The following is a 12,419-nucleotide window of genomic DNA, read 5'->3' as shown; positions in this document are numbered from 1 at the left end:
TCATGCGTTCAGTTCTGCTCATGGCAGCCGCCCTGTTCGCCTTTGGCACCACCATGACGATCGAATCGACCGACGCCAATGCAGTAGTCTGCGCCCGCGGCGTCGTACGCGCCGGCTGCGCCGGGCCTCGGGGTGCGGTCGTCGTCAGGAAGCCGGCGGTAGTGTGCCGCACCGTGATCGTGAACGGCGTGAAGGTTCGCCGCTGCACGTGATCGAAGCCGGTCTGGCCCAAAGCGGAAGACATTCCGCACCGGCTGGCCACTGCATCCCGCCATGGGCGGCGCCGCGGCCAGCTTTTGCCGATCCCGTTTTGCGCGATCGCAATTGATGTGCCAGCATCGACGGCTTCGAAGCGTTCGATGGCCGTGAATCCGGGATGAAGACCTTTTCAATTGCACTGCCGTTCTGGACCCGGGCATTCCTGCTGGCGGGCCTTGCCGGCATTGTGCTCGGCGCCGGCCTCATCGCCTATCGCTTCTACGACAGGCCGACGGTGCTGAGTATCGCGGTGGGATCGTTCGACGGCGAAGCGGCCAAGCTTGCGTCAATTATCGCCGCCCGGCTGGAAGCGACCAAATCCTCAGTCCGCTTGAAGATCGTGCCGACAGACAGCGTGCTCGATTCCGCAAAAGTCTTTGCCGACGGAAAGACCGACCTGGTGCTTGTGCGCGCCGATGTCGGCGATCTCTCGCAGGCGCGAAGCGTGGCGCTGGTCGCCAAATCGGTCCTGATGATCCTGGCACTCCCGGGATCCGGGGCGACGAGCATCGAGAAGATGAAGGGCCGCACCGTCGGCGTCGTCGGTGGCGAGATCAACCAGAAGCTCGTCGACGCCCTGAAAACGGAATACGACCTCGGCGACAAGGTGACGTTCAAGAATCTGGCGCCGGCCGACGCGCCGCGCGCGATCAAGGCGAAGGAGGCCAGCGTGTTCATGCTGGTCGTCCCCCTCAATGAAAAGTATTTGTCCCTGGTGCGACGGTTCTTCGCAGGCGGGCACAATGCCTTTCCTGCATTGATTCCGGTTGAATCGGCCGGCGCCATCGCCGATGTCGCAGGCGCCTATGAGAGCTTCGATATTCCGCAGGGCACGCTGCGCGGCAACCCGCCGGTGCCGGACGCCGATCTGACCACGCTGCGCGTAGGCTCCTATCTGGTGGCCAACAAGAAGGTCGACGCGGACACCATCACGACGCTGACACAGGCCCTCGTGAGCGCCCGCAACGATCTGGTGCGCGACCAGCCGCTGCTTTCAGGGTTGACGGCACCCGATACCGATCCCGACGCCTATATCCCGGTCCATCCGGGTGCCGCGGCCTACTACAACGGGACCCAGCAGAGTTTTATGGATAAATATGGCAACTGGATTTACCTGACGCCGATGGTGCTGGGCGCACTGGCCTCGATCTTCGCAACCGCGTGGCGGTTCCTTGGCGGCCGCCGGCAGGAACCGGCCGAAACGACGATGCGCAGCCTGTTCGCCTTGCCGCGGCGGATCAGGGACGTGAAGAGTGAGGCCGAACTGGCCGACATCGAAAATCAGGTCGACCAGGCGCTGGATGCCGAGATGGCGAACGCCATCAGAAGCGAAAATGCGCAGGACATTTCAACGCTGGTCGCGATGGCGCATCGGCTGGAAGATTCGATCCATCGCCGCCGGCTGAAGCTGGCGGCGAGTTCTGCCGCGCACCAGGATTAGTTCCGGGCGGACGCCAACGGCAGGCGTCCGCCCGCCTCGTTTGGCAAATTTTTCGGTGGCGCCATTCCCCGGTCCGGTTTAGGGTAGCTCCAATTAGTAAGTATACTGTCGATCAGGGAGGGGAAGACCGTGCGTATCGCCGTGATTGGCGGAGGCCCCGGAGGCCTCTACTTCGCCTACCTCTGGAAGCGCCGTCACCCCGACGCCGAGATCGACCTGTTCGAACAGAACCCTGAAGGCGCGACCTGGGGTTTTGGCGTGGTGTTCTCCGAGCAGGCGCTGGAATTCCTGCGCGCCGACGACCCCGAGACGGTCGATGCGATCACGCCGCGGATGGAAAGCTGGAAGAACATCACGCTCAGTTTGCGGGGCGAGAACGTCGAGATCGACGGCGTTGGCTTCTCCTCGATCGGCCGGCTCGAATTGCTGACCATCCTGCAGCAGCGCGTCCGCGCGGTCGGCGTCACGCCGCGCTACGACACCATCATCCAATCGCTCGATGAGATCAAAGGATACGACCTGGTCGTCGCCGCCGACGGGCTGAACTCGCTGGTCCGCCGCAGTTTTGAAAAGGAATTCGGCGCCTCGGTCTCGCATTCGACCAACAAATTCGCCTGGTACGGCACCAGCAAGCGCTTTGCCACGCTGTCGCAGACCTTTGTAAAAACCGATCGCGGCTCGTTCAACGCGCATCACTACCGCTATGCGCCCGCCATGAGCACCTTCCTGGTCGAATGCGACGCGGCGACCTGGCAGGCCTACGGTTTTGAGCACAAGACGATCGAAGAGTCGCAGGCGATCTGTGAACAGGTCTTTGCCGAGACGCTCGATGGCCATTCGCTGGTGTCGAACAAATCGGTGTGGCGTAATTTCCCCTGGATCTGGAACGAGAACTGGTCGCACGGCAACATGGTGCTGATCGGCGACGCCCTGCATTCGGCCCATTTCTCGATCGGCTCGGGAACGCGGCTCGCGATCGAAGACGCGATCGCGCTGACCAAGGCGCTGGAGGCCGAAGCGGACATTCCGGCAGGCCTCGCCCGCTACCAGAGCGAACGCAAGCCAATCGTGAAGAAATTGGTGACGGCGGCGCGCACCAGCGCCGACTGGTACGAACACTTTCCCGAACACATGAAGCTCGACCTGATGGATTTTGCCTACAGCTACATCACCCGCTCCGGGCGGATCGACGATGCGCGCCTGCGCGCGATGTCGCCGGCCTTCATGGCGCGTTACGAGGCAGCAAAGAACAGCGGGAGCCGATCATGATGATCGCCGATCAGGTACCTCTGGAAAATCCCGGCGCGCTCGAAATCGGGTTCACGATTCCGGAGCGCTACAACGCCAGCCGCATCCTGTTCGACAATCTCGTTCACGGCCGCGGCGAGCGCATGGCGCTGACGGGACCTGCGGGCACGCGCAGCTATGCCGAGCTTTGCGGGGAAGCCTCGCAATGGGGCCACGGCTTCCAATCGCTGGGGCTCAAGCGCGGCGACCGCATCCTGATGTTCCTCGACGATACACCGGCCTACCCGGCCGCATTCTTCGGCGCGGTGCGCTCGGGCTTCGTGCCGTTGTTGATCAACACTTTGACGCCGCCGGACCTGCTGCAATTCTATCTCTCGGACGCCGGTGCCACCGTCGCGGTCACGGACGCCGAATTCTCGGCGCGATTCGACGCGGTCGCCTGCAAGGACACAGCGTTGCATACGCTGATCGTGGTCAACGGCGCCGTCGGCGAACACGCCGCGCCGAAGGCGCTGGCCGCTGATCGGTGGTTGAAGGCGTTCCCCACCGAACTGGCTGAAGCCGATACGCACCGCAACGAGATGGCTTTTTGGATGTACTCATCCGGCTCGACCGGACGCCCCAAGGGCATCGTGCATCTGCAGCACGACATGGCCTATAGCGAAGCCGCGTTCGCGCGCAACGTGCTCAAGCTCGGGCCCGACGATATCTGCTTCTCAGTGCCGAAGATTTTTTTCGCCTACGGGTTCGGCAATTCTATCACCTTCCCGTTCTCGGTCGGCGCCGCCACGCTATTGTTGCCGGGGCAGCCGAAACCAGCGGCGATCTTCGAGGCGATCGGGCGCTATCGACCGAGCGTGTTCTTCGGCCTGCCTACGCTCTATACCTCGCTGACCAAGGCCGAGGGTGCCTCGAAGGCGGATTTCTCGTCGCTGCGCATGGCGCTGTCCGCCGCCGAGGTGCTGTCGGCCGAAGTGTTCAACGGCTGGAAGGCGCTGACCGGCCTTGAGATCATTGAAGGGCTCGGCTCGACTGAAGTGCTGCACATCTATCTCTCCAACGCGCCTGGGAAGAAAAAGCTCGGCGCGGCGGGCATGCGCGTTCCCGGCTATGAAATCGCACTCCGGGACAAGGATGGCCGCGATGTCGGTGACGATGAGGAAGGCATTTTGTGGGTGCGCGGCGATTCAAATACGCCACTGTACTGGAACCGGCCGGACAAATCCGCCGAGACGATCCGCGAGGGCGGCTGGATCTACACCGGCGACCGTTTTGTGCGCGATGCCGACGGCTTCCACTTCTTCCGCGGCCGCGCCGATGATCTGATCAAGATTTCCGGCCAATGGGTCTACCCGCTGGAAGTCGAGCTTTGCCTCGCCGAACATCCCGACGTCCGCGAATGCGCGGTGTTCGCCGCCGAGCTGCCGGACCGGCGCATGACGCTAAAGGCCGTGGTGGTGATGAACAAGGGCGGCTTCGATGCGCAGGACGCAACGAAGCAGCTGCAGGATTTCGTCAAGACGAAGCTGCTGCCCTACAAATACCCGCGCGAGGTGCGCTTCATTGAGGAGCTGCCGAAAACGGGGACGGGCAAGATCGATCGGCAGGCACTATTGAGGATGTAGCAGCACTCTCGCTAATGCCGCGACACATTCGGTGTCGTCCCGGCCTTGAGCCGGGCCCCATAGCCGCGGCGCGTGTTGTCTTGGAAGGTCTTTGACGCCAGCGTTCTTACCGGTACGTCACGGCGTATGGGTCCCCCGATGCGCAATTGCGCATCTGAGCTCAAGGCCGGGACGACGATGGATATTTGCCGCTCCCTCAACCCGACTTACCCAGGTGTTCGAGCGCGTCCTCGGCGCGCAGCGGCACGCGCGAGGCCTCGTTGTTGAGATCGACGAGTTGCGTCATCAGCGCCAGCAACACCTTGCGGTCCGCGGACTTCAGCGGCTGCAGCATCCGTGACTGCGCGCGCTCGACCGATGGCATGATCTCGCGCAGCGTGGCGGCGCCCACCTTGGTCAGGTAAAGCAGCTTGACGCGCTTGTCTTCGCGTCCGGGCTTGCGCTCGATGAAGGCCTTGGCCTCCAGCCGCTCGATCACGTTGCCGAGCGTCGAGCGGTCGAACGCGATTACCGCCGACAGCCGTGTCGCGTCGATGCCGGGATGGGTATGGATCGAAACCAGCGCCGCATATTGCACCGGCGTCAGGTCGAACGCCCGGCATTCCTCGACAAAGATCGCGACCGCGATCTGCTGCATGCGCCGGAACAGATAGCCGGGCGCCGCATAGACGGCGTCCATCGTGATCGGGGTTGGCTTGGTCGCAAGCTTACTCGGCATCGGGTTGCTTGTCCGGTGCGGCGTCGGCGAACGCCTTGATTTCCCTGGCCGCGGCTTCCGCCTGGAGCAGGCGCGGATAGGCCGCGACGTCGACGCCAAAGCGCCGCGCGTTGGCAAGCTGCGGCACCAGGCAGAGATCGGCGATGGTCGGTGTAGCGCCAAAACAGAACGGCCCGGGCTCGCCCGCAATCAGGGTCTCACAGGCCGAAAGGCCCTCGCGGTTGGCCCATGCCGCCCACTCCGTCACTTTCTCTTCCGCCAGGCCGAGCTGACGCAGCCGGGCGAGCACTTTGAGATTTTGCACCGGGTGGGTGTCACAGGCCAGCGCCTGCGCAAAGGCACGCACTTTTGCGCGACGCAGCGGGTCCTCCGGCAGAAGCGGCGGCGTGGGGTGGGTCTCGTCCAGCCACTCGATGATCGCGAGTGACTGGATCAGCACGGCGCCGGTGTCATCCTCCAGAGTCGGGACCAGACCCTGCGGATTGATCGCGAGATAGGCGGGTGCGCGTTGTTCGCCTTTGCGAAGGTGATGCGGCAGGTGCTCAGTGCTAAGGCCCTTGAGATTGAGCGCGATCCTGACCCGGTAGGACGCGCTGCTGCGGAAATAGCCATGCAGCTTCATCGGAACCTCCCCGTCATTTTGCCGTTTGGGCTCGAAGGCCTCATTGACGCTATCTATATTGTAAGTATGCTGTCAATCAAGCCAGATGACAAGAACCGGACTGACAAGAATAGCGGGAGGCTGACCATGGAAGCCGTGCAGAAGACCCCGGAACGCGAGGCGTTCTACAGGAAGATCGATGGCGAGAATCTCTCTGCGCTCTGGAACGTGATGGGCGACCTGATCACGCCGGAACCGCGCAGCGCCTGCCGGCCGCATCTGTGGAAGTTCGATCAGATCCGCGACTACATGACCGAGGCCGGCAAGCTGATCACCGCCAAGGAGGCCGAACGGCGGGTACTCGTGCTGGAAAATCCGGGCCTGCGCGGCCAGTCGAAGATCACGACCTCCTTGTTTGCCGGCGTGCAGATGGTGGTTCCCGGCGACGTCGCCCCGGCGCATCGGCACAGCCAGTCGGCATTGCGTTTCGTGCTCGAAGGCAAGGGCGCGGCCACCGCCGTCGACGGCGAGCGCACGCTGATGGAGCCCGGCGATTTCGTCATCACGCCGTCGATGACCTGGCACGACCATTCCAACGAAACTTCCGAACCGATGTTCTGGCTCGACGGGCTCGACATTCCGATGGTGCAGTTCTTCGATGCGTCCTTTGCAGAGGGCTCGAACGAAGATCAGCAGAAGATCACGCGGCCGTCGGGCGACAGTTTTGCCCGTTACGGACACAACCTGCTGCCGGTAGACGAGAAGCGAAAATCGAAGACTTCGCCGATCTTCAATTACCCCTACAGCTACACCCGCGAGGCGCTGGAGCAGGCCAAGATCCGTAACGAGTGGGATGCCTGCCACGGGCTGAAGCTGAAATTCTCCAATCCCGAAACCGGCGATTTCGCGATGCCGACCATCGGCACCTTCATCCAGATGCTGCCGAAAGATTTCAAGACCGCGCGCTACCGCTCGACCGATGCGACCGTGTTCGCGGCGATCGAGGGCAAGGGCCGCACCCGGGTCGGCGATCAAACCTTTGAGTGGGGCGCGCGCGACCTGTTCGTGGTGCCGAGCTGGCAGTGGGTCACCCACGAGGCCGACGTTGATTCCGTGCTGTTCAGCTTCTCTGACCGTCCGGTGCAGCAGAAGCTCGACCTGTTCCGCGAAGATCGCGGCAATGCGTGAGGACATCACCGCTGTCGTCCCGGCCTTGAGCCGGGACCCATAGCCACCGGCCTTCATTTTGCGGAAGGTGTTAGCTATTTCAGCCCATCGATAGATCACGCGGTATGGGTCCCTGCGTTCGTTCGCAGGGACGACAGCTACCGCCAATGCAACAACCTCGCTTCCAGCAAATTGATCCCCTTCCCCACCACAAGCCCGAATACCGACAGGATCACGACGCCGGCCAACAGCTGATCGGTCTGCATCAGATTGCCGGCCTGCAGTACGAAGGCGCCGATGCCGTATTGGGCGCCGATCATTTCGGCGCTGACCACCAGCAGCAGTGCCACTGATGCCGTGATGCGGAAGCCCGCCAGGATCGAGGGCAGCGCGCCCGGCCAGATCACGCGGCGCACGATCAAGTGGAACGGCACGTTAAAACTCTGCGCCATCCGGATCAGGTTGCGCGGTACCGCATCGACGCCGCTATAGACCGAGATCGCGGTGGAGAAGAACACGCCGAGCGCAATGGTCGCGATCTTCGGCTCCTCACCGATCCCGAGCCACAGGATCAGGAGCGGCAGCAGCGCGATCTTGGGAATCGGAAACAGCGCCGAGATGAAGGTGATGCCGACGCCGCGCGCCAGCGTCGAGAGCCCGATTCCGAATCCGACGATGACGCCGGCGATGGTGCCGAGGATCCAGCCTGACCCGATCCGCATCACCGACCAGGACAGGTGCTGCCAAAGCGCGCCCGACAGCGCGAGCTTGTAAATCGCGACCACGATCGCCGAAGGCGCCGGCAGGAACAGCGCATTGACCCAGCCGGCGCTGCCGGCGAGTTGCCAGAGCGCGATCACCAGCGCGAGCGCGATCCAGCCGGAGTAACGCCCCGCGCCTGGCGTAAAGCCCGCACCGCGAAAAGCCACCGGCCGCGGCGTCGCTTCATCCAGTGGCGTCTTCTGCGGCGCGCGGTCAAGCATGCTGGACCTCGCGTTCGGCGTCGATCGCCTCCTCGCGGATCAACGACCACAAATCGTTTTGTATCGCGAGCAGTTTTCCGCGAGCATTAATGTCGCCGCGCTCAGCGCGCGTCATCGGGATGGGCACGACCTCACGGACCCGGCCAGGGCGGCGCGACAGCACCACGATTCGGTCGGCAAGCCGCACGGCTTCTTCCAGATTATGCGTGACATAGACCGCGCCCATCGAGCCATCCGCGAGCAAACCGATAAAATCCTCCATCAGCAATTCGCGGGTCTGCGAATCCAGCGCCGAGAGCGGCTCATCCATCAACAGGATCGCGGGCCGCACCGCGAGCGCCCGCGCAATGCCGACGCGCTGGCGCATGCCGCCGGACAATTGCTTGGGGTAGGCGCCGCGAAAATCGGTGAGGCCGGTGCGGCGCAGCGCGCCAACGATTACGGCGCGGCGTTCGCTGGCGCCGAGCGCGGTATGCACCAGCGGAAATTCCACATTCTCTTCTACCGTGCACCAGGGCAGCAGCGCAAAATCCTGGAACACGAAGGTCAGCGGGTTGAAGCTGCCCGCCGGCGGCGCGCCGCGCAATTCGGCCTGGCCTTCGCTCGGCCGCAGCAGCCCGCCCAATATCGACAACAGCGTGCTCTTGCCGCAGCCGGAGGGCCCGACGATCGCCACCACCTCGCCGGAGCGCACGGTGAACGACACGTTGTCGAGCACGTCGAGAGCGCCGAAGCGGTGGCTGATATGGTCGGCGATCAGGTCCATTGGGTTCTCAGTCTCCAGTCTCGCACCGCTGCGCTCCCTCTCCCGCTTGCGGGGGAGGGCTGGGGTGGGGGTCTCTCCTCACGACGTACTCGCCAAGAGGAGAGACCCCCCACCCGCCGCGCTCTGGCGAGCGCCATAGCCGAAGCACAGCTTCGGCGTTCTTATTCAAGGACGGCCGCCAACGGCGGCCTATGCTCCCCCGCAAGCGGGAGAGGTAAGCCGCCGTCAATCCGCCTCCACGTATTCCCTGGCGATGATCGCATCGACGCCAAATCCCTTGTCGACAAAGCCCTGTTCCTGCAGCCAGCTGATCTGGTTGGCGACGTTCTTGACGTCGAGTTTGCCGTCGGGATCGATATAGGCGCAATTGCCGACCACCTGCTCGACCGGCAGATTGGTGTATTTGGCGATGATCTCCAGCAGCGGTTTTGTCTTGTCGTTGATCCCTGCCTTGCCGTCCTTCACGGAGGCCAGGATCACATCGTGATATTCGCGGTCGGCGCGGACCAGCGCTCCCAGCAACTTCGTCACCAGCGCCTGATTGGCCAGCGTCTTCGGCGAGGCGAACACCGCGCCGAGTTGCCACGGCGTTTCGTCGCCGACCCAGCCGAGCAATTTGGCGCCGCCGGAATCCATCAGCGAGCGCGCGGTGGATACCGGCAGTAATGCGGCATCGACGGTTTCACCCTTCAGCGCGGCGGCGGCGTTCGACAGCGATTGCAGCGGCAGCACTTTTATGTCCGCGAGCTTGAAGCCGTATTTGTCGGCGAGCAGCCCCAGCGAATAGTGAAAGCTTGATCCGACCTGCGTCACCGCGATGCGCTTTCCGGCGAGATCCTTCGGCGTCTTCAGCCCGGCCGCATAGGCGTTGTTGCTGGCGAAATAGCCGATCAGGGGATAGCCGGCCTTCTCGCGGCTCATGCCGCCGATCACCTTCAGCGTGCCCTTGCCCGCCAGATTATAAAGCCCCGCCGTAAATGCGGTGACGCCGAAATCGACGTCGCCCGAGGTGGTCGCCACCGCGATTGGCTGTGCGGCATCGAAGAATTTCAATTCGATGTCGAGACCGGCCTCGCGGAAATAGCCCTTGTCCTGCGCAATGAACACCGGTGCCGACGACGACAGCCTGAGCACGCCGATCTTGGCCTTCAGCGCATCATCAGCCCGCGCGATCCCGCTCGCCGCAATTGCCAGCAGGGCAGCCACAGCGAGCCGTGCAAATCCCGTCATCCGTTTCCTCCGTAACCTCTTTTACAGCCCTTCGGGCACGGCCTGACCGCCGCCGATGAAGGCGCCCTGTTGTTGCAGTGCTTGTTGCAACTTTTCAACGGCAATGTCGCGTGGAATCGTGTTGCCCGACAGCGCCAGGTGAGCGGCTAAACCCGCCGCCTCGCCCATCGCAAAGCAGGCGCCGGAGACCCGCGCCGCCGACTGGCCGTCATGGGTCATCGAGGCGCAACGCCCAGCCATCAGCAAATTGTCGATACCTTGGGGCACCAGCATCCGATACGGCAATTCGTTGAAGCCTCTGGATTCGGGAATCGGCGGGAACTTGAAGACCACGTCGCCGGCGACATGGGATTCCATAGGCCAGCCATTGACGCCGATGGAATCCTCGAACGAGGCGCAGTCGAGCACGTCCTCGCCGGAGAGCATGTAGCCGCCGACGACGCGGCGGGTCTCGCGGATGCCGAGCTGCGGCGGCAGGTCGACGATGTAGGAATTTTCAAAGCCGGGCACGGTGCGCAGGAACTCGAACGCCTGCACCGCCTGGCGGCGGCCCTCGATCTCGCCGCGCGTCATATCGTCGGGTTCGAGGCCATTGACGGCCGTGCCGTCCTCGCGCGCGAGCTGGGTGAAATTCACCCGCCATTCGACGGCGTGGCGCTGTGGCCGGACGATCGCGGCCTTGCGCGGAAATTTGTGCGTGCCCGCGGCCGCGGCCTTTTCCATCAGCGCCGGGATGGTGCGCCAGGCATCGCCAGCCTTTTCGGGGTCGATGCCGTTGAGGCGGAACATCATCGAGGGGTAGAGCATGCTGCCGGCGTTATCGCCGACCTCGAACGGCGCACCGGCCCAGGCGGCGAGATCGCCGTCGCCGGAACAATCGATGAAGATGCCGGCGCGCACCGCCTGCCGGCCCGCCTTGGTCTCGACCATCAGCGCGTTGATGCGCTTCTCGTCATGCATCACCACGCCGGCGCCGAGCGCATGAAAGAGAATGTCGACCTTGTGCGCGGCCAGCAGGTCGTCGGCCGCGATCTTGTAGGCCGCGGTGTCATAGGCCTGCGCGAAGATTTTTCCCAAGATGAGATGCGGCGCGTTCAGCCCGCCGAGCCGGTCGATCCGATCCAGCAGGTCCGTGGCAATGCCCTGCACGACGCGATGCATCTCACCATGGACATTGGCATGCAGTCCGCAAAAATTCGTGACGCCGGCGGCCGTACCCATGCCGCCGAGGAAGCCATAGCGCTCGATCAACAGCGTGCGGCGGCCTGCCCGCGCCGCGGCGACGGCTGCGGCAATGCCCGCAGGCCCGCCGCCCAGCACGGCGACGTCATATTCGCCATAGAGCGGAATTTGGCGCGCAGGTTCTTCGATCAGATTGGCCCGCACTGGCGGCGCTCCCGTCCCATTGAATCTTGTTGGACGGGACTATCAATTAACGTGAAGCGGACTACAATCCCGAAAAAAGCACGAATAGCTTTCTCGAATCGCGAAAAGTGGATGGACACGCTCGTCAACCTTCAGGCCTTCCTCGCGACAGCTGACGCCGCGGGCTTCTCGGCTGCCGCCCGCAAACTCAACGTCTCGACCTCGGTGGTGGCCAAACGTGTCACCCAGCTCGAAGCCCAGATTGGCACCACATTATTCCATCGGTCGACCCGCCAGTTGCGGCTGACCGAGGCCGGACAGCAATATGTCCATCGTGCGCGCGGCGTCGTGGCTGACGTCGGCGATCTCCTGTCGCGCATGGGCGAGAAGGGCCACGATCTTATCGATCATCTTCGTATCAAGGCACCGACCTCGCTGACCATCGCCCGACTGGCGGATGTCTTCAGCGCCTTTCAAACACAAAATCCGCGGCTAAAACTTGAGATCGTCCTGATCGACCGGCCAGTCGATCCGGTGACGGAAGGTTTTGACATCGCCATCGGAGCATTTCCGCATTCCTTTGGCGGCGTCGTCGACGAACCCTTGTGTCAGCTCAAACGCTTGCTGTGCGCGTCGCCCGGCTATCTCAAGACGCACGGCGTGCCGAAGCACCCGCGTGATCTGGTCGATCATCGCTGCCTGAGTTTTCTGCCCACCGGGCCGGAGTGGATGTTCGACGGGCCGCGTGGCCGCATCACCGTCCAGGTGCGACCGCTGTTGAGTTCGAATGAGGGCCACGTTCTCGTCAAGAGCGCGATCGCGGGCAACGGCATCGCCTTCATTTCGCACTACCTCGCCGCCGATGCGCTGCGCAGCGGGACGCTGCAAATCGTGCTCCCGGAATTCCCGATCCCCGATCTATGGGTCAAAGCGAGCATCCCCGAGCGACGCGTCAATGCCGCTGCGGTCCAGGCGCTGCTGAAACTGTTGAAGCACGCATTGTCTCCGGTGTTATGA

General features: G+C 63.3%; 12 protein-coding genes. 6 read left to right on the top strand and 6 right to left on the bottom strand.

The window, feature by feature from the left end; translation table 11 throughout:
- Positions 1-2 precede the first annotated feature (2 nt).
- From ACSQ84_RS22670 to ACSQ84_RS22655, 4 genes are all read left to right on the top strand, one after another.
- Positions 3-212: a hypothetical protein gene (locus ACSQ84_RS22670; protein WP_436213930.1), complete on the top strand. Its 210-nt coding sequence runs from the start codon at positions 3-5 to the stop codon at positions 210-212.
- A gap of 164 nt (positions 213-376) precedes the next feature.
- Positions 377-1,699 (top strand): TAXI family TRAP transporter solute-binding subunit, encoded by a 1,323-nt coding sequence (locus ACSQ84_RS22665; RefSeq protein WP_436213929.1) that lies wholly within the window; start codon positions 377-379, stop codon positions 1,697-1,699.
- 129 nt (positions 1,700-1,828) lie between these two features.
- Positions 1,829-2,968, top strand: a complete 1,140-nt coding sequence (locus tag ACSQ84_RS22660) for an FAD-dependent monooxygenase (RefSeq protein WP_436213928.1) — start codon at positions 1,829-1,831, stop codon at positions 2,966-2,968.
- On the top strand, positions 2,965-4,572 hold the full coding sequence (locus tag ACSQ84_RS22655) for a benzoate-CoA ligase family protein (protein WP_436213927.1): 1,608 nt from the start codon (positions 2,965-2,967) through the stop codon (positions 4,570-4,572). Before ACSQ84_RS22660 ends, ACSQ84_RS22655 begins: the two co-directional genes overlap by 4 nt.
- Positions 4,573-4,768: 196 nt before the next feature.
- Here ACSQ84_RS22655 and ACSQ84_RS22650 read toward each other — a convergent pair whose 3' ends face one another.
- Both ACSQ84_RS22650 and maiA read right to left on the bottom strand, forming a co-directional pair.
- Positions 4,769-5,290: a MarR family winged helix-turn-helix transcriptional regulator gene (locus ACSQ84_RS22650; RefSeq protein WP_436213926.1), complete on the bottom strand. Its 522-nt coding sequence runs from the start codon at positions 5,288-5,290 to the stop codon at positions 4,769-4,771.
- A complete protein-coding gene (gene maiA / locus ACSQ84_RS22645) occupies positions 5,280-5,912 on the bottom strand; it encodes a maleylacetoacetate isomerase (RefSeq protein WP_436213925.1) in 633 nt (210 codons plus the stop codon). The genes ACSQ84_RS22650 and maiA overlap by 11 nt, the downstream gene beginning before the upstream one ends.
- A 126-nt stretch (positions 5,913-6,038) precedes the next feature.
- Between maiA and gtdA the strand changes: the two genes are divergently transcribed.
- Entirely contained in the window at positions 6,039-7,079 is a 1,041-nt protein-coding gene (gene gtdA, locus ACSQ84_RS22640; RefSeq protein ID WP_436213924.1) for a gentisate 1,2-dioxygenase, read from the top strand.
- A gap of 137 nt (positions 7,080-7,216) precedes the next feature.
- Here gtdA and ACSQ84_RS22635 read toward each other — a convergent pair whose 3' ends face one another.
- The 4 genes from ACSQ84_RS22635 to ACSQ84_RS22620 form a co-directional block, all read right to left on the bottom strand.
- Positions 7,217-8,041 carry an ABC transporter permease gene (locus ACSQ84_RS22635; protein WP_436213923.1) on the bottom strand — a complete coding sequence of 275 codons (825 nt, stop codon included), beginning with the start codon at positions 8,039-8,041 and terminating at the stop codon, positions 7,217-7,219.
- Positions 8,034-8,807, bottom strand: coding sequence for an ABC transporter ATP-binding protein (locus ACSQ84_RS22630; protein WP_436213922.1), 774 nt, complete (start codon positions 8,805-8,807; stop codon positions 8,034-8,036). Before ACSQ84_RS22630 ends, ACSQ84_RS22635 begins: the two co-directional genes overlap by 8 nt.
- Before the next feature lie 225 nt (positions 8,808-9,032).
- Positions 9,033-10,037 (bottom strand): ABC transporter substrate-binding protein, encoded by a 1,005-nt coding sequence (locus tag ACSQ84_RS22625; protein ID WP_436213921.1) that lies wholly within the window; start codon positions 10,035-10,037, stop codon positions 9,033-9,035.
- A 21-nt stretch (positions 10,038-10,058) separates the two neighbouring features.
- Positions 10,059-11,423: an FAD-dependent oxidoreductase gene (locus tag ACSQ84_RS22620; protein ID WP_436213920.1), complete on the bottom strand. Its 1,365-nt coding sequence runs from the start codon at positions 11,421-11,423 to the stop codon at positions 10,059-10,061.
- Between the two features lie 111 nt (positions 11,424-11,534).
- Between ACSQ84_RS22620 and ACSQ84_RS22615 the strand changes: the two genes are divergently transcribed.
- Entirely contained in the window at positions 11,535-12,419 is an 885-nt protein-coding gene (locus ACSQ84_RS22615; protein WP_436214089.1) for a LysR family transcriptional regulator, read from the top strand.

This window comes from Bradyrhizobium sp. LjRoot220 (genome assembly GCF_964252915.1).
Lineage (GTDB): Bacteria > Pseudomonadota > Alphaproteobacteria > Rhizobiales > Xanthobacteraceae > Bradyrhizobium.
This window is presented reverse-complemented; position numbering and strand designations above follow the sequence as displayed.